At 44.3% G+C, this 20,606-nt stretch carries 24 protein-coding genes; 18 read left to right on the top strand and 6 right to left on the bottom strand.

The window, feature by feature from the left end:
• Positions 1 to 102: 102 nt before the first annotated feature.
• Genes opp3b through U719_RS11255 form a run of 4 tightly spaced genes read left to right on the top strand, consistent with a single transcriptional unit; the run spans position 103 to position 4,114 of the window.
• The gene (opp3b, locus tag U719_RS11270; protein ID WP_023468895.1) at positions 103 to 1,029 is read left to right on the top strand and encodes an oligopeptide ABC transporter permease; all 927 of its coding nucleotides are present in this window, start codon (positions 103 to 105) and stop codon (positions 1,027 to 1,029) included.
• A complete protein-coding gene (gene opp3C, locus U719_RS11265) occupies positions 1,029 to 2,060 on the top strand; it encodes an oligopeptide ABC transporter permease (protein WP_023468894.1) in 1,032 nt (343 codons plus the stop codon). The genes opp3b and opp3C overlap by 1 nt, the downstream gene beginning before the upstream one ends.
• A 27-nt stretch (positions 2,061 to 2,087) precedes the next feature.
• On the top strand, positions 2,088 to 3,161 hold the full coding sequence (locus tag U719_RS11260; protein ID WP_023468893.1) for an ABC transporter ATP-binding protein: 1,074 nt from the start codon (positions 2,088 to 2,090) through the stop codon (positions 3,159 to 3,161).
• Complete coding sequence (locus U719_RS11255) at positions 3,161 to 4,114, top strand: ABC transporter ATP-binding protein (RefSeq protein ID WP_023468892.1); 954 nt, start codon at positions 3,161 to 3,163, stop codon at positions 4,112 to 4,114. Before U719_RS11260 ends, U719_RS11255 begins: the two co-directional genes overlap by 1 nt.
• 47 nt (positions 4,115 to 4,161) lie before the next feature.
• Here U719_RS11255 and U719_RS11250 read toward each other — a convergent pair whose 3' ends face one another.
• The gene (locus U719_RS11250) at positions 4,162 to 4,695 is read right to left on the bottom strand and encodes an HD domain-containing protein (protein WP_023468891.1); all 534 of its coding nucleotides are present in this window, start codon (positions 4,693 to 4,695) and stop codon (positions 4,162 to 4,164) included.
• A gap of 224 nt (positions 4,696 to 4,919) precedes the next feature.
• On the opposite strand from U719_RS11250, the gene U719_RS16945 reads away from it, so the two are divergent.
• The 3 genes from U719_RS16945 (at position 4,920) to mecA (ending at position 6,426) form a co-directional block, all read left to right on the top strand.
• Positions 4,920 to 5,057: a hypothetical protein gene (locus U719_RS16945; protein WP_023468890.1), complete on the top strand. Its 138-nt coding sequence runs from the start codon at positions 4,920 to 4,922 to the stop codon at positions 5,055 to 5,057.
• Positions 5,058 to 5,229: 172 nt separating this feature from the next.
• Positions 5,230 to 5,628, top strand: coding sequence for a transcriptional regulator SpxA (gene spxA, locus U719_RS11245; RefSeq protein WP_012370920.1), 399 nt, complete (start codon positions 5,230 to 5,232; stop codon positions 5,626 to 5,628).
• A gap of 171 nt (positions 5,629 to 5,799) precedes the next feature.
• Complete coding sequence (gene mecA, locus U719_RS11240; RefSeq protein ID WP_023468889.1) at positions 5,800 to 6,426, top strand: adaptor protein MecA; 627 nt, start codon at positions 5,800 to 5,802, stop codon at positions 6,424 to 6,426.
• Between the two features lie 62 nt (positions 6,427 to 6,488).
• Here mecA and U719_RS11235 read toward each other — a convergent pair whose 3' ends face one another.
• A complete protein-coding gene (locus tag U719_RS11235) occupies positions 6,489 to 7,211 on the bottom strand; it encodes an SDR family NAD(P)-dependent oxidoreductase (RefSeq protein WP_023468888.1) in 723 nt (240 codons plus the stop codon).
• 68 nt (positions 7,212 to 7,279) lie between these two features.
• On the opposite strand from U719_RS11235, the gene cls reads away from it, so the two are divergent.
• From cls to pepF, 3 genes are all read left to right on the top strand, one after another.
• Positions 7,280 to 8,791 (top strand): cardiolipin synthase, encoded by a 1,512-nt coding sequence (gene cls / locus U719_RS11230; protein WP_023468887.1) that lies wholly within the window; start codon positions 7,280 to 7,282, stop codon positions 8,789 to 8,791.
• Between the two features lie 18 nt (positions 8,792 to 8,809).
• Positions 8,810 to 9,760, top strand: a complete 951-nt coding sequence (locus U719_RS11225; protein WP_081706932.1) for a competence protein CoiA family protein — start codon at positions 8,810 to 8,812, stop codon at positions 9,758 to 9,760.
• Between the two features lie 64 nt (positions 9,761 to 9,824).
• Positions 9,825 to 11,627 carry an oligoendopeptidase F gene (pepF, locus tag U719_RS11220; protein ID WP_023468886.1) on the top strand — a complete coding sequence of 601 codons (1,803 nt, stop codon included), beginning with the start codon at positions 9,825 to 9,827 and terminating at the stop codon, positions 11,625 to 11,627.
• A 219-nt stretch (positions 11,628 to 11,846) separates the two neighbouring features.
• On the opposite strand, the gene U719_RS11215 is transcribed toward pepF, so the two are convergent.
• On the bottom strand, positions 11,847 to 12,638 hold the full coding sequence (locus U719_RS11215) for a DsbA family protein (protein WP_023468885.1): 792 nt from the start codon (positions 12,636 to 12,638) through the stop codon (positions 11,847 to 11,849).
• Positions 12,639 to 12,732: 94 nt separating this feature from the next.
• Positions 12,733 to 13,293, bottom strand: coding sequence for a CYTH domain-containing protein (locus U719_RS11210; protein WP_051353632.1), 561 nt, complete (start codon positions 13,291 to 13,293; stop codon positions 12,733 to 12,735).
• Positions 13,294 to 13,410: 117 nt separating this feature from the next.
• Between U719_RS11210 and U719_RS11205 the strand changes: the two genes are divergently transcribed.
• The 3 genes from U719_RS11205 to U719_RS11195 are packed head-to-tail and all read left to right on the top strand — an operon-like array spanning position 13,411 to position 15,775.
• Positions 13,411 to 14,055, top strand: a complete 645-nt coding sequence (locus U719_RS11205; RefSeq protein ID WP_023468883.1) for a GTP pyrophosphokinase family protein — start codon at positions 13,411 to 13,413, stop codon at positions 14,053 to 14,055.
• Between the two features lie 10 nt (positions 14,056 to 14,065).
• Positions 14,066 to 14,869, top strand: a complete 804-nt coding sequence (locus tag U719_RS11200) for an NAD kinase (protein WP_023468882.1) — start codon at positions 14,066 to 14,068, stop codon at positions 14,867 to 14,869.
• A gap of 18 nt (positions 14,870 to 14,887) precedes the next feature.
• Positions 14,888 to 15,775, top strand: a complete 888-nt coding sequence (locus U719_RS11195; protein WP_023468881.1) for an RluA family pseudouridine synthase — start codon at positions 14,888 to 14,890, stop codon at positions 15,773 to 15,775.
• Positions 15,776 to 15,825: 50 nt separating this feature from the next.
• On the opposite strand, the gene U719_RS11190 is transcribed toward U719_RS11195, so the two are convergent.
• The gene (locus U719_RS11190; protein WP_023468880.1) at positions 15,826 to 16,995 is read right to left on the bottom strand and encodes an FtsW/RodA/SpoVE family cell cycle protein; all 1,170 of its coding nucleotides are present in this window, start codon (positions 16,993 to 16,995) and stop codon (positions 15,826 to 15,828) included.
• 144 nt (positions 16,996 to 17,139) lie between these two features.
• Here U719_RS11190 and fabI point away from each other — a divergent pair, with 144 nt between their 5' ends.
• The gene (fabI, locus tag U719_RS11185) at positions 17,140 to 17,913 is read left to right on the top strand and encodes an enoyl-ACP reductase FabI (protein ID WP_023468879.1); all 774 of its coding nucleotides are present in this window, start codon (positions 17,140 to 17,142) and stop codon (positions 17,911 to 17,913) included.
• 112 nt (positions 17,914 to 18,025) lie between these two features.
• Entirely contained in the window at positions 18,026 to 18,244 is a 219-nt protein-coding gene (locus U719_RS11180; RefSeq protein ID WP_023468878.1) for a hypothetical protein, read from the top strand.
• A gap of 4 nt (positions 18,245 to 18,248) precedes the next feature.
• Here the strand turns inward: U719_RS11180 and U719_RS11175 are convergent, their stop codons facing one another.
• Positions 18,249 to 18,761, bottom strand: a complete 513-nt coding sequence (locus U719_RS11175) for a YjcG family protein (RefSeq protein ID WP_023468877.1) — start codon at positions 18,759 to 18,761, stop codon at positions 18,249 to 18,251.
• A gap of 145 nt (positions 18,762 to 18,906) precedes the next feature.
• On the opposite strand from U719_RS11175, the gene U719_RS11170 reads away from it, so the two are divergent.
• The 3 genes from U719_RS11170 to U719_RS11160 are packed head-to-tail and all read left to right on the top strand — an operon-like array spanning position 18,907 to position 20,566.
• On the top strand, positions 18,907 to 19,449 hold the full coding sequence (locus tag U719_RS11170) for a phosphatidylglycerophosphatase A (RefSeq protein ID WP_034786059.1): 543 nt from the start codon (positions 18,907 to 18,909) through the stop codon (positions 19,447 to 19,449).
• Positions 19,449 to 20,069 carry a phosphatase PAP2 family protein gene (locus U719_RS16510; protein ID WP_023468875.1) on the top strand — a complete coding sequence of 207 codons (621 nt, stop codon included), beginning with the start codon at positions 19,449 to 19,451 and terminating at the stop codon, positions 20,067 to 20,069. Before U719_RS11170 ends, U719_RS16510 begins: the two co-directional genes overlap by 1 nt.
• Positions 20,069 to 20,566, top strand: a complete 498-nt coding sequence (locus U719_RS11160; protein WP_023468874.1) for a hypothetical protein — start codon at positions 20,069 to 20,071, stop codon at positions 20,564 to 20,566. The genes U719_RS16510 and U719_RS11160 overlap by 1 nt, the downstream gene beginning before the upstream one ends.
• Positions 20,567 to 20,606 lie beyond the last annotated feature (40 nt).

Here is a 20,606-nt window from a genome sequence, read left to right as displayed (position 1 = left end):
ATTTTTATGACAAAATTCTTGAATGTTCCGACAATTGTGGGTCATACTGATTTTATTGATGTTTCGAAAAAAACAGAAAATCTTTATAGGGGGTGCCATCTTATGGGCCGTTATTTAGCTCAACGCCTGATCTACGGCGTAATGACGTTTTTACTCATCGCTTCGTTCACTTTCTTCTTGATGGATCTGCTACCAGGTTCACCGTTCCAAAACCAGGAGAAACTTTCTCCTGAACAGTTGAACATCCTTCGGGATAAGTACAACTTGAATGATCCACTTCCGCAACGCTACGCAGCGTACATGGTCAACTTGTTCCAAGGAGATCTTGGTATTTCATTTAAGTATGATAGCCGTCCGGTAACGGATCTGATCTCTGAACGAATTGGACCATCGGCTCAACTTGGAGTTCAGGCGTTGATTCTTGGCGTCCTACTAGGGCTTGTACTTGGTGTTATCGCGGCGCTTCGTCACAACACAGTGATTGATTATGGTGCGATGTTCGTATCGGTTATCGGGATCTCAGTACCTTCCTTCGTATTCGCCTCACTCCTTCAGTACTATGTCGGCGTGAAATGGGGCGTTTTGCCAGTCGCGTTCTGGGAAAGCCCGGCGCATACTATTTTACCGACCATATCGTTATCACTTGGGGTCACGGCCTCGATTGCTCGATTCGTCCGTACAGAGATGTTGGAAGTTACAGGTCAGGATTACGTCACGTTAGCTAAAGCAAAAGGCCTAGATGGTCAAGCGATTACTTGGAAACACATGGTTCGGAATGCTTTGATTCCGGCAATCACGATTCTTGGACCGATGACAGCTGCGCTAATCACAGGTACGCTTGTTATTGAAAAAATCTTTGCGGTACCAGGACTGGGTGAGTTATTCGTATCATCGATCACACAAAATGACTACACGGTTATCATGGGAACGACGTTATTCTTCTCGGCAGTCTTCATTCTCATGATCTTAATCGTCGATTTACTGTACGGTGTCGTTGATCCACGGATTCGTTTGGGGGGTAACAAATAATGGCTGAACAAAATTCAAATGCAAAATCAGAACAGTTTGATTCGTCACTGTTCCAACACGTTGAGTTCAATGAACAGGCGGGAGAACGCCTTGCTGGTAAAAGTTTAAACTTCTGGCAAGATGCATGGATGCGTTTGCGTAAGAACAAAGCGGCGATCCTATCGTTAGCGGTCATCATCATCATCGCGATCATGTCACTAGTGGGTTCTTCACTTTCTGGTAATGATCCTTATACCCAAACAATCACACAGGCTAAACTTCCGCCTAAAGTTTCAGGGTTAGAGTGGGCTGGTTTTGATGGTATGGCAACACTTGGTGAAACACCGATTGATTTTTATAAACAAAAACAGGTGACAGAGAACTTCTGGTTTGGTACGGATCACCTTGGTCGTGATCTTTGGTCACGTGTCTGGGAAGGCACAAAGATTTCCTTATTCATCGGTTTAATGGCAGCAGTCATTGACGTTCTCGTAGGTGTCACATACGGTGGTATCTCTGCTTATTATGGTGGACGTGTCGATAACATCATGCAACGGATTGCTGAAATTTTGACAGGTGTACCGAACTTGATCTTAATTATCTTGTTCATCTTAATTCTTGAACCAGGGATTACGACGATCATCCTTGCGATGACGATTACCGGCTGGATCGGGATGAGCCGACTTGTTCGTGGTCAAATTTTGAAACTAAAGAACCAAGAGTTCGTTCTTGCAGCACGGACACTTGGTGCTTCTAGCACACGGTTGATCTTCAAACACTTGATTCCAAATACCTTGGGAACGATCATCATCTCACTCATGTTCACGATTCCAAGTGCAATTTTCTTTGAAGCATTCTTAAGCTTCATCGGTTTAGGACTTGCACCACCACAACCGTCACTTGGTACTTTGATCAACGAAGGGTATAAAGAACTCAAAACGTTCCCTTACTTGCTCGTTGTTCCATCGACGGTCATCGTACTCCTCATGATCAGCTTCAACATGTTGGCAGATGGATTACGTGATGCGTTCGACCCACGTTTACGACGCTAACGGAAACTAGAGAGGAGCTCATTCACAATGGAAACTATTTTATCTGTTCGCGACCTGAATGTCGCTTTCCATACGTATGCCGGGACGGTTCAAGCCGTCCGCGGTGTATCGTTTGATTTGAAAAAAGGCGAGACACTCGCAATCGTTGGTGAGTCTGGTTCTGGTAAGTCAGTTACTTCAAAAGCAATCATGCGTTTGATTCCAAACCCACCGGGTGAAATCACGAAAGGCGAGATTTTATTCGAAGGTCGTGACTTAGTTAAGCTTTCCGATAAAGAGATGCAAAAAGTCCGTGGTCGTGATATCGCAATGATCTTCCAGGATCCAATGACATCACTTAACCCGACGATGACAATCTATAAACAAATCGCTGAAGGCTTAAAACGTCACCAAGGTTTAACGGGTGACGCAGCGAAGAAACGTACACTCGAACTTTTGACACTCGTAGGGATTCCAAACCCAGAAGCGCGTCTGAAACAATACCCACACCAATTATCAGGTGGGATGCGTCAACGGATTGTCATCGCGATCGCACTTGCTTGTAACCCGAAAGTATTGATTGCGGATGAGCCGACAACTGCACTCGATGTTACGATTCAAGCTCAGATTCTTGAGTTATTGAAAGACATCCAGCAAAAAACGGGTACAGCGATTATCTTCATTACACACGATTTAGGTGTCGTAGCGAACATGGCTGACCGTGTAGCCGTCATGTATGCTGGTAAATTGATTGAAAAAGGAACGGTAGATGAGATCTTCTATGAGCCACGTCATCCATACACATGGGGACTACTTGGTTCGATGCCACGTCCATCGGATGACCGTTCGCAAGATCTTCCAGCAATTCCTGGAACGCCACCGAACTTGATGCACCCACCAGTAGGTGATGCGTTTGCACCGCGTAATAAATACGCGATGAAGATTGATTTCGAGAAAGAACCACCTTTCTTCAAAATCTCAGATACACACGAAGCGGCGACGTGGTTGCTACATCCACAAGCACCATACGTCGAACCACCTGCAGCAATCCGTGACTTGGCATTAAAATACCGTCCGGACAGCGTGTTCTCAAAATCGCTTCTGAAAGGCGGTCTGAAGTAATGGAAAACCGTAAGAAACTACTTGAAGTAAAAAACTTAAAACAACACTTTAATATTGGTCGCGGTCGTGTCGTTAAAGCAGTCGATGGTCTCTCGTTTGATATCTATGAAGGAGAAGTGCTCGGTCTTGTAGGGGAGTCAGGCTGCGGTAAATCGACAACTGGTCGTTCGATCATCGGCTTGTATGATGCGACAGACGGCGAAGTCATGTTCAAAGGTGAAAACGTACACGCGAAAAAATCGCGTAAAGAGAAACTGAAGTTTAACCGTGCGATGCAAATGATCTTCCAAGATCCATATGCCTCTTTAAATCCACGTATGACAGTCGGTGATATCATCGCTGAAGGTATCGATATCCATGGCTTAGCGAACTCGAAAGAGGAGCGTAATAACCGTGTGTATGATTTACTTGAGACTGTTGGTTTAACGAAAGAACACGCGAGTCGTTACCCGCATGAGTTCTCAGGTGGTCAGCGTCAGCGGATTGGGATCGCACGCGCACTTGCTGTAGAGCCGGACTTCATCATTGCGGATGAGCCGATTTCAGCACTCGATGTATCGATTCAAGCCCAAGTCGTCAACTTGATGAAAAAACTACAACGGGATCGCAGTTTGACATACTTGTTCATCGCCCACGATTTATCGATGGTCAAGTATATCTCAGACCGGATCGGTGTTATGTATCAGGGTCACCTCGTTGAATTGTGTGATGCAGATCGTCTGTATGAGAATCCAGTTCATGCGTATACGAAGTCACTTCTATCTGCGATTCCGCTTCCGGATCCAGAGCACGAGCGGACACGTAAACGGATTATCTTTGATCGTCCGACGAGTGGACCGGTTGGTAAATCGGATGAAGATTCGAGCATTCCACCACTTCGTGAAATCGAGCCAGGTCACTTCGTTTCGATGACGGATGCAGAACTTGAAGCGTATCAAGCGCAACTCGTATAATTTTTTAAAATAAAAGGCATTTCCACGATCAACGTGGAAATGCCTTTTTAATTTTCTGATGCGATACGCGGTAGATGAGCAAATCGGTGGACGACTGAATCGATCGCATCAAGACGACGCATGGCTTCTTCAAAGTCAATTTTTTCGTAATGATGGAGTCCGCCCGGCTGTTCTTCCAGCGTATCCGCATCATGAACAAGTTGTTGAAGAGGTGTTCGGTTGATCGCACCTGGTGGGAGATAGGAATCCGTATGCAAAAGAACAGCGAGAGCAATTTCTTTTGCGCGTGCTGGTTCTTCACCAAGGCGAATCAATAGTTTATGAGCACGTTCAGCTCCTTTAATGGCATGAATATCATTTTGGCGATATAAATCATAGTTCCAAGTGCCGTCGGTATACCATTCGTAATGACCAATATCATGTAAGAGTGCTGCCTTCGTAGCAGTGTCAGCATCTAAACCACGTTTCGTAGCGAGTGTCAGTGCGCGTTCCGCTACTGAAATCGCATGATTCAAGCCAGAACGAGATAAATATTTTTGAGCGATCGGATGATCGAGAATCGTAACGAGTGTTAATGCCATGAATGAAAAACTCCTTTCTGAGCGTTGATATTTCTATATACTCTACAGAAATTTGAAAGAAATTGCAACTATTTTTCATTTATCAATCGACAATCTCACATATTTAATTGCTTAAAGTAGGAATAGATTTTTGAGATACGTGGTATACTTACTAGTGTAGAAGATGATTTATTCGCTTTCGTATGGTTGTTAGTTCTGTTTCGGGCCGAATGGGGTGTCGGAATATGAAAGAACGTGACAAGAAGAAAAAGCTGAAGAAGCGCCTTTTGCGGGACATTTTAGAGAAAAAACTGAAAGAAATGAAACTTCCTAAAGCAAAAGAGACGATTTCTCAGCCATTTGATCACACGCCAGCTTGTTAAAGCCACGTGGTGGCTTTAACAAGCTTTTTTACGAAAAGTTCTTTCATCTTTAGAAAAAAGCTAGGTTTTCTGCTTTATTAGATGTAAACTGTCAAGTAATAGAACCATCATCAATATCTGCTTATTCACATAGGTGTTGAATGATGTTAAATCAGGGGGAGGATGTTTTTCAATGGTAACACTCTATACTTCACCAAGTTGTACTTCTTGTCGGAAAGCACGCGCGTGGCTTGAAGAACATGAAATCCCGTTCGTAGAACGTAATATCTTTTCTGAACCATTATCGCTCGATGAAATCAAACAGATTCTTCGTATGACGGAAGATGGAACGGACGAGATTATCTCAACACGTTCAAAAGTCTTCTCGAAACTCGATGTTTCCGTTGAAAACTTATCGTTGCAACATCTATACGATTTGATTCAAGAATACCCGGGATTATTGCGTCGCCCAATCTTGATTGATGAAAAACGCCTTCAAGTGGGATACAACGAGGATGAAATTCGTCGATTCTTACCTCGCAAGGTGCGTACGTTCCAACTTTTGGAAGCGCAGCGTCTTGTCAACGAGTAATTTCAAAAAGCACGCTGCTTCGTGAGCAGTGTGCTTTTTGTTACCGATAAAAAAGGTTAAAATAAAGATAACAAAGGAATAGAAATATATCCTTCGGATTCAAAACCATGAATCCAAGTTATGTCCTCGTTCGTATTCTAGATAAGGAACGAGAAGAAAGGAGTGGACAGTTTGAAAATCGAACGCGTCAATGACAATACGGTCAAGTTCTTCATCACGTACACCGACATCGAACGCCGTGGTTTTGCCCGAGATGAGATTTGGTATAACCGGGAACGGGGAGAACAGTTATTCTGGCAGATGATGGACGAAGCGAATGAAAAAGAGTCCATCTCCTTCGAAGGTCCACTGTGGATACAAGTGCAAGCATTTGAAAAAGGTCTTGAAGTCACTGTAACGATCGCGAAAAATGCAGTTGATGGCGAGCAAGTCGATGAAGACGAACTCGATTCACTTTTACGATCAGCGATGTCTGAGACAGAAGATAAAGATACAGAGTTAAGCCAAGATGTTTTATTTGAAACTCGCGATTTCGAACATATCATCGCGCTCAGTCAATATGCGAATGCTCCTGTATTCGCAGAACTTGAAACAGCGCTTTATCAAAAAGATGGGCTCTATTTACTGCATGTTCATTTCGAAGATGATGTGAACGTAGAAGCGCAAGAAAACGTCATGAGTTTAATCGCAGAGTATCTCCAGTTCAGCGAACAAACAATACATCCTGTAGCTGAATACGGGAAACAGATCATTGCTTCAGATGTCTTTCCGTTCATTCGGAAACATTTTCCGAACTAAGGTCAGAAAAAGTGCGAGGAAAAGGAGGATCACATATCGTGATACCTCCTTTTGTTCTGGTATTAAGTGAGTGTATAGCCTCCATCTACGATGAGCGCTTGACCGTTGATGTAACTCGCTTTGTTTGATAATAAGAAACAAACGACCTCAGCGATTTCAGAAGGTTGTGCAGGCTCACCTCGAAGGTGATGTTTCATTGCGAGGTCAAATTTATCTTTCCCGCCATATAACGCATGACTGAGCGCTGTATCGACTGGTCCCGGGCAAATCGCATTAAATCGGTACTTACCATGGAAGCGGGCGGCGTATGTCTTTGTTAGCGTCAGTAAAGCACTTTTAGACGAAGCGTAAGGCAGTAGCATTGCTGGAAACTTAACATGACCTACGATGGCGCTATTATTGACGATGGAAGCACCTTTTGAAAAGCGTTTCGTCGCGAGCTGTATGATTCGTTCGGGTGCGTGATAGTTCACTTGGAATACTTCTTTTTGTTGATCGGAGACACGTTCAGGTGCAACGGGTTTACCGAAAGTACCTGCATTGTTGAAAATACCATCGATTTCTGGGAAATCTTCTTGTGTTTCTTCAAAGAACGCATCGATTGCAGAGGAATCAGTTAAGTCGACAGGGAAGAAATATAAACGTCCTTCTCCATTTGATTCAAGCGAGGATCCTTTATCTTCATTACGACCAATCGCAAGGACAGTATGTCCCTCCCGGATGAGTTGAAGCGCAGTTGCCTCACCAATTCCACTTGTTGCACCAGTAATGATATACGTACCCATTTAAACGCTTCCTTTCTGTCATCAGTTTAAATACGATTTGTACTACTTACATAAAAGGAGGGGGATTCATGCTACGACGTGTACAACTTCTCATGACCCTCATCTTGACCATCGGCTTGATTGCCTTTTTATCCTACTATTGGAGTGTCTACATGGTAGGTTGGCTGTCCATCGTCATCATTTTGGTCGTCATGAGCGTGTTCGTCATCATTCTACTCGAAAATCGAAACCCAGAACGAACGCTCGTCTGGGCACTCGTCATGATGGCATTGCCTGTCGTTGGCGTATTCGTGTATTTCACATTTGGTCAGAACTACCGCCGAAAACGAATGTTTCGACTGAAGGCAATGCTTGATGAGGAGTCTTACATTAAATATCGTACCCAGTTTAAGGCAGGGGTACACCAATCAGTGTTCCAAGAAGGGCGTTATGGAAAAGTTGTGACACTTATCGATTCAATCAGTCGTCTTCCGATTTCGTATAATACACATACAAGAATCTTGACGAATGGTCAGGAAAAGTTTCCGATTCTTTTAGAAGAGATTCGTCAAGCACAGCATCATATTCATTTGGAGTACTATATCGTACGGGATGATCAACTTGCGCTTCAGTTACAGGAAGCGTTGATTGAAAAGGCCGAGCAAGGAATCGAGGTCCGTTTTCTTTATGATGCCGTCGGATGTTTTTCGACGGATAAGCATTATTTCAAGAAGATGCAGGCGGCTGGCGTTGAGGTTCGCGCGTTTTTCCCTGTCGTCTTACCGTTTATTTCTAGTAAATCGAACTACCGGAATCATCGGAAAATTGTCGTCATCGATGGAACGGTTGCATTTACAGGCGGAATCAACATTGGGGATGAGTATATCGGTCGCGATCAACATTTTGGTTTTTGGCGTGATACCCATCTTCTCGTAAGGGGAGAGGCTGTCTCTGAACTCCAACTGATTTTTCTCCAAGACTGGTATTACATGACAGGTGAACGGCTGTTTACACCGTTTTACATGGAGCCACTTGAGTACGTTGAAGAAGCAACAGGGGGTGTTCAAATCATTGCGAGCGGTCCTGATGAGCCACATGAGGCAATGAAATCACTTTACTTCGGGCTCATCACGGAAGCGCGTGAATCAGTCTATATTGCTTCTCCGTATTTGATACCGGATGAAGATCTGATGACAGCACTGAAGACAGCTGCTATGGCAGGGATTGATGTCCGTATTTTGCTACCGAGCTTTCCAGACCATAAAATCGTATTTTTTGCGAGCCGTTCTTATTTTGATGACTTGCTACGAGCTGGTGTGAAAATTTACGAGTACAATAAAGGATTCATGCACTCGAAAGTCATCGTTGTGGACGACGCCATCGCAACGATTGGGACAGCGAACATGGATTTACGTAGTTTTCATTTGAATTTCGAAGTGAATGCTTTCTTATATGGAACGAACTCTGTCCATGAACTAACACGTGATTTTTATGAAGATTTTAGCCATTCGACACAAGTTGATGCTGATATGTTCCATCGGCGTCCATTACGCCGTCGATTGATTGAATCGATTTCACGTTTATTCTCACCGTTACTCTAGAAAAAGGGGACGATTCAGATGTTTGAAGCCATTGATGCTTCTGGTAAACGCATCATGATTCACAGATTTCCCATCCATGAATTAAAAGCGATGTCCTTACGTTGTCCGTATTGCCTGAAGCCCTTGCGCGTCAGGCAAGGACGACGACCACATTTTGCACATATCTCAGCTTGTTCAGGAGAAAGTAGTGTGCATATGTCCTGGAAAAAGCGCATTGCCGATTCTTTAATAAATGCAGGTATCCAAGTCGAAATTGAATGGGTGACTGGAGAGAGACGTTTTGACCTGTGGATACCAGAACAGAAACTTGGAATTGAGATTCAACGTTCTCCGATGTCGGCAGAAGAATGGATTAGACGAGCCTTACTTGATGCGAAACAAGAACAAACGGTTCGGTGGATCGGATTTCATCCTTCACATGGTGTCACGTTGCGATTGCAGGGTTGGATGCGACAAGCATTGTTACAAAATGATTATTTGGATCTGATCGTCGAGAATCAAATCCGGAGATTTCGACATCCAGTTCCTTTTGCAAAACACCATGTCTATTGCACGGTTCAATCGCTCTCGTTATCTGATTTTCTCTCGACAGATCCTTCATCATTTCCTCGGAAATTTTCAATCGCTCGATGGCAAGGGATCGTTCATCGCTATCGGAGACGTCCTTTTTATCCTTCATTACCTCCACGCATTCTCAAGACCCCACTGTATCAAGCAGGTCTCCATCTACAAAACCTTCCCTCATTTGTGTTTCTTCCGATCACACGTCTATTATTTCTCCCTGTCCATCCCTTTGAATTTCAAATCGCAGTCTTTTTAAAGCTAAAAGGGAGATATACTTCAATCCATCTAGAACATGCCATAAATCAACTGCTTTACCAATTGAATCTATCGATTGAAAGAGATTTGATTGATGCTCTCGTCAGAGAATGGATGGAACGGATCGAGGAGGCGAATAAGCTGTTTTAGCAGGAGCACTTCGATTGTTTGTCGAAAAGAAAACAGGTATAACTGAATTAAAGGAGTGAGGGAAATGGCAGAAGTATTAACACGTCAAGATGTTGACGTTACAGAAACATGGAATCTAGAGTCGATTTACGCAACGAACGAAGCGTGGGAAGAAGAATTCGAATCGGTGAAAGCGATGCTTCCATTACTCGTCGAGTATAAGGGTCGTCTTGGACAGAGTGCAGAAACACTCTATGAAGGGTTACAGTTACGCGACGAAGTCTCAAGACGCCTTTATAAGCTTTATACATACGCGCACATGCGTTATGACGAAAATACAGCAGACAGCTTCTACCAAGCTATGAATGACCGTGCTCGGACGCTCGCGTCGCAAATCGGAGCAACACTTGCTTTCATGACACCAGAATTGTTAGCTGTACCTGAGTCAACGATTGAGACGTATCTTAATGAGAATCCAGATCTTGCGATGTATCGTCATGCATTTGATGAATTGAATCAAGAGCGTGAACACGTCCTGACGGAAGCGGAAGAAGCGATTCTTGCAAAGGCAGGAGAAGTACTCGGTCAATCCGGTACGACGTTCGGCATGTTGAACAATGCAGATCTGACATTCCCGAAAATCAAAGGGGAAGACGGAGAAGAGACAGAGTTGACACATGGTCGCTTTATCACATTCCTCGAGTCATCTGATCGTTCGGTCCGTGAAGCTGCATTTAAAGCGATGTATGGAACATATGCAAAATACACGAATACGCTCGCTTCGACACTTGCTGGGTCAGTTAAGAAAGACAACTTCTATGCGGATGTCCGGAAGTTCCCATCGGCACGCGCAGCAGCTTTACATGGTAATGCGATTCCTGAGTCCGTCTATGATGGATTAGTTGAAGCGGTACATGAGCATTTACCATTACTCCATCGTTACGTCGCTTTACGTAAGCGAGTACTTGGACTTGATGAACTACACGTGTATGATATGTACACACCGCTCGTTTCTGAGGTGGAGATGAAAGTCTCTTACGAGGAAGCGAAACAATTGATGGTTGAAGGACTTGCACCGCTTGGAACAGAGTATAAGCACATCCTCGAAGAAGGATTGTCTGAACGTTGGGTTGATGTCCGAGAGACGCGTGGTAAACGGAGTGGAGCCTACTCTTCTGGTGCTTATGATACACAGCCGTTCATTTTGATGAACTGGCAAGACAACATCAACAACCTCTTTACACTCGCACATGAATTCGGACATTCTGTCCATAGTTATTACACGCGGAAGTCTCAACCATATCCATATGGTGATTATTCAATCTTCGTCGCAGAAGTTGCCTCAACGACGAATGAAGCATTGTTGAACGACTATCTATTGAAGAAAGTAACGGATCGTAAAGAAAAACTCTATTTATTAAACAATCAACTCGAAACATTCCGTGGAACATTGTTCCGACAAACGATGTTCGCCGAGTTCGAACATGCAATTCATGATGCGGCTCGTCTTGGCCAATCGCTGACACCGGAATTCTTAACGTCAACGTATTATGCGTTGAATCAAAAATACTTCGGAGAAGAAATTGTATTGGATGAAGAAATCGGTCTAGAATGGGCTCGGATTCCACACTTCTATTACAATTATTATGTCTATCAGTATGCAACGGGCATTTCTGCTGCCGCTGCTTTGACGGATCAGATTCTAGAAGAAGGACAACCTGCTGTAGAGCGATACATTAACAATTTCTTAAAAGCGGGATCAAGTGATTATCCAATCGAAGTATTAAAAGCTGCGGGTGTCGATATGACAACAAAAGCGCCAGTTGAAGCAGCATTGCGTCAATTTGAACGTGTCCTAGATGAATTTGAAGCTTTGTTAGCAGAGTGACATCTTTGTGACAAAGTGAACAAAGAGTGGAAAAGAGGCGAAGTCCACGATATACTTATATTGTGAAGAGGGTCACATTCCCCAGTCGATTCTCTTTTTCCCCCATCCAGTGGTCAAAAGAAAAGTCCTTCTCGTCATGAAGGACTTTTTCTTATTCTATGAGTAAATACTAAAAAGGGACAGTGAAGCATGCTTCACTGTCCCTTTTTATTGTTTTTATCATGCGTGTGCCGAATCTTTTAAATGACGCCATACTTTTCCATCACAGTACGATAGAGAAGCACATTTTTGTTGCAAGACCAGTTTTTTTAATTCGTGTTCAATCTGGGATTCAGGAGCATCATAAATAAAGGCGATTTCAGCCGTTGTTGCTGTTTCATACCGTCTCAAGAATTGTTCGAGTGGTGGCTTCGGTTGTTTCTCGATCGTATGATCTAGCAATTCACTTAAGATCGAGACATACACCAAATACTCATAAGGTCCTTCTGCTTTGATCGCTTCTTCGTCTCCGACAAAAGCGAGTGTTGGAAGAATCCGAACATCCCAATCGGTGACTAGTTCGGTTTCTTTCTCGAGCATTTGCTGAATCGTATCCGACGAGACATCACGATGAAACTCTTCTAAATCCAAACCATACTCCGTTAATGCCTCTGCTAGCCGCATCAATGATGGGCGACTATAAGCACTTTCTCCTTCGACGTTATGAAGCATTCGAAGGCGTCGCATGAATCGCATACCAAACGTCTTTCCTTGAAGCTCAATTGCTTTTAGAATGACGAGTGGTGACATATCGCATGCAGATCGTGATGGAGCACATGGAATCGTTGCAATCGTCCGAAGACGGAACAGATGACCATATTCTAGCTCTAGCTTCTTGAGGACGGGTATCAACCGTAAACCATCCGTTTGTGTCACATCTAGAAAATGATAGATTTCCAGAGGTTTCGTCGGTTGTTGAATCGATGGTTCGTCCAATGAACAATAAGATCCGTTACATTGTGAGTGTTCCATCCGTTCACCCCTTCCTGTTGTTATCGTTACCCTATTTTAGCAACGAAAAAAAAGAAAGAGCAAAGGTTTTGCTTGTTCATTCTTACACGAAAAATCAAGAAAGCGCTTTACGCTCCATGAAGCGAACGATTTTGTTTTTTGTTTTGCGCTGGGGAATGTCATGTTCTGAAAGAAGTCGCTCGAAATCCTTTTGCCCTTGTTCGAAGTTACTGACCTCAAACTCTACCTCATAATCGGTGTGTCCGAGATAGCGACTTTTATCAAGGACAAGCAATCCTTCCGGGAGCACGGTTTCGATTCGTTCTGTCTCTAATCGACCTAAATGCTCCAAAGATCCCTGTAAATCAAATGACTTTAGCTGTTCGTTCATCTCTTCGGAATGAATTAGACCGTATTTGAACAGATCTTCTGCTTCAGTTGATGATAACGTGACATGCGTTTCAAGCAACCCTTCCTCATGGGGTTGTTTTAAAGTCAGGACGAGCCCTTGTTTTTTCTCACGAATCCGTAATGCAGCACCTTTTTTTCGAAGTTCAAAATCTGGCGTATCAAAATAATCATTTGCTTGCCAAATGGGTTGTTTAGCTGATGCATAATGGGTAAATAACGATAGATATTCTTGTTCAGACAATAAGTTCTTAAATTCGATTTCCAATTCTTGTCTAATCGGAATCACGCCTTTCTAGTTGAATGTCTGAAAATATGATAACATGAATGAGGTAGGAACAGGCAGTGAACCAATACTATTCGATTAAAAGTGGTGACAAATCAGATGACAAAAGAAAATTGGGATTTATTTCTTGCACCGTATCAGATCGCGGTCGATGAGTTGAAAGTTAAGCTAAAAGCGATTCGTAAACAATTTCAGCAACGGGGAGAACATTCACCGATTGAATTTGTCACAGGACGGGTCAAACCTGTAAAGAGCATTCTTCAAAAAGCGGAACGAAAAGCAATTGCGCGTGAGTCATTAGAACAAGACATGCAGGATATCGCCGGATTACGTATCATGTGTCAATTCGTCGATGATATCATTTATGTCCTTGAGCTGTTGCGCTCGCGCGGAGATTTTAAAATCGTCGAAGAACGGAACTACATTACGCAAAAAAAGGATAGTGGCTATCGATCGTATCACGTCATCATTGCCTATCCGGTACAGACGATCGAAGGTGAAGTTCCGACGTTAGTCGAGATCCAAATTCGAACGCTTGCGATGAACTTCTGGGCAACGATTGAACACTCGTTGAATTATAAGTACCAAGGAAATATTCCGGAAGAGACGCGTGAGCGTCTGCGTCGTGCAGCAGAGGCAGCATTTTTGCTTGATGCGGAGATGAGCCAGCTGAAAGTAGAAATCCAAGACGCACAACTCGTCTTTCAACGCGACGCTAAGGCGTCTGAACGATTAAAAGAGTAGGGGGATGACCATGCGTTTTGCAATCACGGCTCGTGATGATGAGCGATCTCATGCGCTGAAACAGCAACTCGAGCAGGCATTGACGGATCGGGGATGTATTCTTGATGTCAGCCAGCCGGAAATCGTCGTCTCGATCGGTGGAGACGGAACGATGCTACAGGCGTTCCATTCGTATCTCGATCAAGTAGAGACGATCACGCTTGTTGGGATTCATACGGGGCATCTTGGTTTTTATGCGGATTGGCGCCCTGAAGAAATGGATGAACTGATTGATCATATCGCGAAGCAGGATTTAGCGACGGTTCAATACCCGTTGCTTGAACTCTCGATTGATTATGCGGACGGTTCACACAACCAACTGCTTGCCTTGAATGAATGTACGATTAAAAGTTTTAATCAGACGCTCGTTTGCGATTTATCGATTCGAGGCGACTACTTTGAGACATTCCGAGGTGATGGACTGTGTGTATCGACACCGTCTGGTTCGACAGCGTACAATAAGGCACTCGGCGGAGCGATCGTTCACCCGGCGCTCGAAGCAATTCAAATTACAGAGATGGCTTCCATCAACAATCGTGTCTACCGGACGATCGGCTCACCGATGTTGCTACCCAAACATCATGATGTCGAAATTCGTCCCGTTAATCCGATTGATTTTCAGATGACCTATGACCACTATGCTTCGATCATTCATCAAAACGTGACATCGATTCGGTGCCGGGTCTCTGATAAAAAAGTGAAATTTGCTCGTTTTCGTTCTTTCCCGTTCTGGCAACGGGTGCGGGAATCTTTCCTGGCAGACGAAAGACGTTAAAGTAAAGGAAATGGAAACATGAATGGATTTCAGCTACAACAGATGGTGACTGACATTGAGGATGGCTGGCGTGTCAGTCATTTTTGTACGACCCGCTTAGGGATTTCGCGGAAAATGTTAGTATCGATTAAAAATCATGGGGATATCACGCGTAATGGTCAGCATGTTAACGTCCACGACGTCTTACACGCGGGTGATCGTGTCCATGTCTTCTTCCCGGAAGAGACACCAGCACCGGATATGGTGGCGACAGAAGGGGAACTTGATATTTTGTTTGAAGATGATTGGTTGCTCGTCGTCAATAAACCGCCGGGCATGGCATCGATCCCGTCACGACTGCATCCGGAACGCTCATTATCGAACTATGTCCTTGGTTATTACCGAAAACAAGGAATTCCGTATGCAATCCATATCGTTAATCGGCTCGATCGTGATACGAGTGGTCTTGTCTTGTTCGCGAAACACGGGCTTGCCCATCACCGGATGAGTCTCATGCAACGATCTAATGAATTAGAACGACATTATTTAGCGTATGCACCCGGAAACGTACCGGTACAAACGATTGATCAACCGATTGGTCAAACCGATCATTCCTTTATGGAACGGATGGTACGACCAGATGGTCAACGTGCCATCACGCATATCTTAAATAGCCGTCTAGTTCGAGCCTTTGACCAAGAAATTTCATTACTCGATATCCGACTAGAGACAGGTCGGACACACCAAATTCGTGTCCATCTTGCTTTTCTTGGGCATCCCTTGATTGGCGATACGATGTATCAAGGGAACCCGTTACTTCCGCGTCAGGCGCTCCATAGTGCGTCAGCAACGTTCCTTCATCCTGCGACGGGAGAACGGGTTCGTTTTGAAGCACCACTTCCTGAGGATCTTCGATTGGAAGGATAAAGTACACAAATAAAAGGCAATGGACTCGGTCCACTGCCTTTTATTTGTGTTTAGTCTTCATCGAACATGGAAATCCGAGATTGAGAGGCGATTGCCATGATCAATCCTAGACCGACGAGGTTTACGATCATCGTTGATCCCCCATAACTGATGAACGGTAAGGGAAGACCTGTGATTGGTAAGACACCAATCGTCATCCCGATGTTTTGGAAGATTTGGAACGTAAACATCGCGACATATCCTGTCACGATATAGGTACCAAATGGATCCGCTGTCTCGAGAGCAATCTGAATCAAGCGATAGACGAACAGGAACAAGACGATCAAGACGATGGCAGCCCCGATGAAACCGTAGTGTGAGGCAATCGTCGTAAAGATGAAGTCTGTATGCAATTCTGGAACGAACATTTGCAGTTTCCCGTACCCAACGCCGAACATTTGCCCTGAACCTGTTGCGTTGATTGCTTGGACGAGTTGGTACGACAGATCATCCGCATATTCGAACGGTTGCAACCAAGCCATGATCCGGTTCATCGCGTGACCTGGGAAAAAGGTTGCGAGTAAATCGTTTTGGAAAAAGAACAGGTAAAAGAAGATGATGACGGCTCCTGCGAACAGACCGAACATCGTCAAAAGCCATTTCCAGTTTAGTCCGGATAACAACATCGCACATGCTAAGATGACGCATAGAATCAAACCGATCCCTAGATCGGGCTGAATGATGATAAGACCGAGCGGTAAGGCTGTAACCGCGACCAACTTGATAAGTAACAAGAGATCTCTTTCATGTTGAACATAACGCGCATTGTGCTCGGTAATGACGGCAGCGAGCGTAACGATCAAAAAGAACTTCATGAACTCAGCCGGTTGAACCGTACCGATAACGGGGAATTGATACCAACCGTATGCCCCTTTTATTTCAGTGACGATTGGTGTGTTTCGAAGAACGACAAGACCGATCAATGACACGATACCTGCTCCATATAAAAACCAGTGGAATCGCTTCAACTGTTCATAATCGATGAAAATGACGACGGATAACGCCATGAAGCCGATGACATACCATTGAATTTGTTTGGCAGAGAAGTTAATGGCACTGATCGCACCTTTAAGCGAAGGTTGTGCTGTATAGATGGCGATGATACTGATGACCATCAGACAGGCGAGTAAAAAAAGCAACGTATGATCATAACGTTGTGTAAATGATTTGAATCGATTCATTTCATCCCTACTTTCTATCTCTTTCTATATTACCGTAATTTATCAAATCCGCAATATCAAGAGCGATGGTTGACAGAAGCGTTACGTTTTTGTAACCTGAAGATAGGTTTTATTACCAGGTACTAATTCAAGGGGGACTTTATCATGAATATTTATCCTTCACTCGAAGGCAAGACGTACGTCGTCATGGGCGTCATTAACCAACGTTCGATTGCATGGGGTATCGCACGTGCGCTCGACGCTGCTGGAGCAAGCCTGGCATTTACATATGTCGGAGAACGTTTCAAGGCACCACTTGAAAAATTAGGACAAGAATTATCACGACCGGCTTCTTATTATACGTGTGATGTCACGAGTGACGAAGAGATTGAACAGGTCTTCCAAATGATTCATGCGGACCACGGTAAGATTTCAGGGATCGCTCACTCGATCGCATTCGCGGATAAAGAAGCGCTTCGCGGTGAGTTTTCTGGGGTAACGCGTGAACAGTTTGCGCAAGCACTTGATATCTCAGCCTACAGCTTAACAGCAGTCGTCAAGGCCGCGAAGGATTTCTTCACGGAAGATGCATCCGTCATCACGTTGACATACCTCGGTGGTGAGAAAATGGTTCCGAACTACAACGTCATGGGTGTTGCGAAAGCCGCATTAGATGCAAGCGTTCGTTATCTCGCTGCTGAATACGGTCAGCAAGGCGTTCGTGTCAATGCGATTTCAGCTGGTCCAATTCGGACAGTATCCGCAAAAGGTGTCGGCGACTTCAATTCCATTCTTGATAGCATCGAAGAACGAGCGCCACTTCATCGTAACGTGACGACGGAACAAATTGGTCAAAGTGGATTGTTCTTGCTTTCGCAAATGTCGAGTGGGGTGACAGGAGAAATTCTTCACGTCGATAGCGGATTCCACATTCTTTAATAAACGATCGATTAAGCCAGGCTTTCCCATGCGGGAGGCTTGGTTTTTTTTGTGCTCGATCGGGGAACTAACAAATATAAGTGTCACTAGAAGGAGAGAGGAAGTGCAGAGGATGAACGCAATCGATTTTACAGTCGTACAATATGTCAATCGTCAAGTACGTGTCGATCCACAGCTAAAGACTGAACCAGTCGCTCGAGTTCAACCGATACGCCCAACTGACCCTTACCGCGAACACGAAGCGGACGACTTTTTAGAAGAACAGGCAAATGCATACGGTGTATTACCAGAACTAAAACTTCCCGGTCGAAGCTTCGACCGGGAAGTTTAATCATTCATTGACCTGTGAAGCGGAATGTCTCATAGACACTCCAAGCACCGTTCTCCAGTTCATACAATAAAGCCATTTTCGTGACGTCCTCTTGGAAACGGATATCTTCCATCTTGAGACGTTCTAGTACATCGAACAGTTCGACATCCGACAGTTCTTGACCGATTGTGATGTGTGGCAAGAAATCGTATTTCGGCTTATGTTCGAGTGGTCCCGTATGCAAAGCGCGATGTAATTGTTCTAACTCATCCGTCGGCATTACTTTAAGGAACAAGACATTGTTCGTCGGATGGAACGAACGAGCTCCTTGGATGTGCAAATTGACAGGCTTCGTTTCGGACGCGATTCGATTCAACTCCGTCACGATGTGGTCTAATTCTGTCTCATCAACTTCCATCCGCTCCCGTAGCGTGATATGAGGTGTGATCAGTGCATACTTCGAGTCATATCTCTTTCGGTATGAATTTGCAAAATCTTGAACGCGTTTCGATGGAAACAATACAACCCCGATGTTCATCGAAAATCCCCTACTTTCCCCTGAAATGATAACGCTTTACAAAATAATCATGACGGATTCTGGCGTCGATGTCAAAGAAGTTTGAGAGGAGGTTCAGAATCCGTGTATACTAATGAAGTACTTTGTTGGAGAGGTGGATATAGTCATGAAGAAAACACATTCAAAAGAGGTCAAACAGGCAGCTATCGATAAGTTACATGAACGAGGGGTGACGATTCATGCAATCGCTGAGATCGTTTACCAAATGCAGGCCCCCTACACGGTGGATCTGACAATTGAAACATGTGTCAGTTCAGTAGAACGTGTTCTTGAAAAACGTGAATTACAACATGCGATTCTCGTCGGAGCAGAACTAGACATCTTGGCGGAAAAAGGGTTATTATCAGAACCCCTCCTGTCCATCATCCAAAGCGATGAAGGGCTATTTGGCGTAGATGAGACGATTGCGATTGGTGCCGTCAACACGTATGGTTCGATTGCGGTTACGACGTTCGGCTATTTGGATAAAGCAAAGGTCGGTATCATCAAAGAACTCGATACGAAGCTTGGGGACGGAAAAGTCAATACGTTCATGGATGATATCGTCGCAGCCATCGCAGCAAATGCATCCGGACGACTAGCGCATCGTTTGCGAGATAAGGAAGACTATTCAGCAGAAGAATTAGAAGAACGTAAGGGGACATACTGATGCGAGGTGCGAGAGGGGCATGGATTGGTGCATCCATCGCTGTCGTCTTATTCGTGATCATCGCTGTCTCCATTCGGACGACAGGCTATTTTTTATTTGATGCTCAATTATCGTCATATATGTCGCAACACGTCCCAGGGGATTACGTTTCTTGGTTCACTCAACTCGGATCAGGTCCAGGGGCGATGACGATGACGGTGTTACTTGGAATACTGAGTTATGTTTTGTGGCGGGATCGCATCGCAAGTATCTGGTATGTAATCATGGCAATATCAGTAGGTGTATTGAATCAAGTCGTTAAATTTGCCTTTGTCCGAGAGCGCCCCTCATTAAATGAATTGGTTGGTGGCGTAGGATACAGTTTTCCGAGTGGTCACTCAGCGATGGCTTTTGCCGTCTATACCGGATTTCTCGTTGTTGCGTTTCGTCATTTGAAAACAGGTGGGAAGGTACTTGTATCGATCGTGACGATTGGATTATTCCTCGCCATGGGAGCTTCTCGAATCATTTTAAACGTTCACTATTTCTCAGATGTCATCGGTGGATATTGTTTTGCCGCGATTCTTTTATGTAGCTCCTATGCATTCATCGTCTCCCGTAGAAAAAAAGGAGTGGCTTGATGTTACTGTTAGATGTTGATCATAGTTTATTATTTGATGAAGAGACGATGCGCTCCATCGACAAGCCGACGTTGCTTGTCGAGCGAGTCGCTGGGCGACCTCGTTTTATGACGATGCGAGCGCATCTTAGATTAAAACGGTTAGTATCGATTAACGGTGTTGTTCCGGTGACGAAACGAACGATGGAAGAGTACCAGCAGTTGGAACTCTTTCAAATCGATGCGCCACCGAAGTGGGCGATCATTGACGGTGGAAAGATTTTGCTTAAAGAAGGAAAAGTGGATCGTCGATATGAAAATTGGCTTCGTCAGTTCAATAAGGAGACATCACTTGATTCCATCCTTGAGTATCTCATCGAAATGGAACAAGTTTCGATTGATGTATATCCTTCTGAGACGTTATCCAGTGTAATCACGCTTCCGCATGAGTCGATTCAACGGACGACGGACGAAGCCGTATTATTAGAAGAACTATTTCGTAAGTATGAAACGACATGAAAAAACCGGACGGTCTCAAGCAGACCGTCCGGTTTTCATC

This window comes from Exiguobacterium sp. MH3 (assembly GCF_000496635.1).
GTDB classification, from domain to species: Bacteria; Bacillota; Bacilli; order Exiguobacteriales; family Exiguobacteriaceae; genus Exiguobacterium_A; species Exiguobacterium_A indicum.
The sequence above is the reverse complement of the archived record's forward strand: the minus strand, read 5'-3'. Positions and strand labels throughout refer to the sequence as shown.

What these genes read in the sequence shown, in the direction of transcription:
- opp3b (WP_023468895.1), top strand. Translation starts at nt 103, where the DNA reads ATGGGCCGTTATTTAGCTCAACGCCTGATCTACGGCGTAATGACGTTT.
- opp3C (WP_023468894.1), top strand. Translation starts at nt 1,029, where the DNA reads ATGGCTGAACAAAATTCAAATGCAAAATCAGAACAGTTTGATTCGTCA.
- U719_RS11260 (WP_023468893.1), top strand. Translation starts at nt 2,088, where the DNA reads ATGGAAACTATTTTATCTGTTCGCGACCTGAATGTCGCTTTCCATACG.
- U719_RS11255 (WP_023468892.1), top strand. Translation starts at nt 3,161, where the DNA reads ATGGAAAACCGTAAGAAACTACTTGAAGTAAAAAACTTAAAACAACAC.
- U719_RS11250 (WP_023468891.1), bottom strand. Translation starts at nt 4,695, where the DNA reads ATGGCATTAACACTCGTTACGATTCTCGATCATCCGATCGCTCAAAAA.
- U719_RS16945 (WP_023468890.1), top strand. Translation starts at nt 4,920, where the DNA reads ATGAAAGAACGTGACAAGAAGAAAAAGCTGAAGAAGCGCCTTTTGCGG.
- spxA (WP_012370920.1), top strand. Translation starts at nt 5,230, where the DNA reads ATGGTAACACTCTATACTTCACCAAGTTGTACTTCTTGTCGGAAAGCA.
- U719_RS11235 (WP_023468888.1), bottom strand. Translation starts at nt 7,211, where the DNA reads ATGGGTACGTATATCATTACTGGTGCAACAAGTGGAATTGGTGAGGCA.
- cls (WP_023468887.1), top strand. Translation starts at nt 7,280, where the DNA reads ATGCTACGACGTGTACAACTTCTCATGACCCTCATCTTGACCATCGGC.
- U719_RS11225 (WP_081706932.1), top strand. Translation starts at nt 8,810, where the DNA reads ATGTTTGAAGCCATTGATGCTTCTGGTAAACGCATCATGATTCACAGA.
- pepF (WP_023468886.1), top strand. Translation starts at nt 9,825, where the DNA reads ATGGCAGAAGTATTAACACGTCAAGATGTTGACGTTACAGAAACATGG.
- U719_RS11215 (WP_023468885.1), bottom strand. Translation starts at nt 12,638, where the DNA reads ATGGAACACTCACAATGTAACGGATCTTATTGTTCATTGGACGAACCA.
- U719_RS11205 (WP_023468883.1), top strand. Translation starts at nt 13,411, where the DNA reads ATGACAAAAGAAAATTGGGATTTATTTCTTGCACCGTATCAGATCGCG.
- U719_RS11200 (WP_023468882.1), top strand. Translation starts at nt 14,066, where the DNA reads ATGCGTTTTGCAATCACGGCTCGTGATGATGAGCGATCTCATGCGCTG.
- U719_RS11195 (WP_023468881.1), top strand. Translation starts at nt 14,888, where the DNA reads ATGAATGGATTTCAGCTACAACAGATGGTGACTGACATTGAGGATGGC.
- U719_RS11190 (WP_023468880.1), bottom strand. Translation starts at nt 16,995, where the DNA reads ATGAATCGATTCAAATCATTTACACAACGTTATGATCATACGTTGCTT.
- fabI (WP_023468879.1), top strand. Translation starts at nt 17,140, where the DNA reads ATGAATATTTATCCTTCACTCGAAGGCAAGACGTACGTCGTCATGGGC.
- U719_RS11180 (WP_023468878.1), top strand. Translation starts at nt 18,026, where the DNA reads ATGAACGCAATCGATTTTACAGTCGTACAATATGTCAATCGTCAAGTA.
- U719_RS11175 (WP_023468877.1), bottom strand. Translation starts at nt 18,761, where the DNA reads ATGAACATCGGGGTTGTATTGTTTCCATCGAAACGCGTTCAAGATTTT.
- U719_RS11170 (WP_034786059.1), top strand. Translation starts at nt 18,907, where the DNA reads ATGAAGAAAACACATTCAAAAGAGGTCAAACAGGCAGCTATCGATAAG.
- U719_RS16510 (WP_023468875.1), top strand. Translation starts at nt 19,449, where the DNA reads ATGCGAGGTGCGAGAGGGGCATGGATTGGTGCATCCATCGCTGTCGTC.
- U719_RS11160 (WP_023468874.1), top strand. Translation starts at nt 20,069, where the DNA reads ATGTTACTGTTAGATGTTGATCATAGTTTATTATTTGATGAAGAGACG.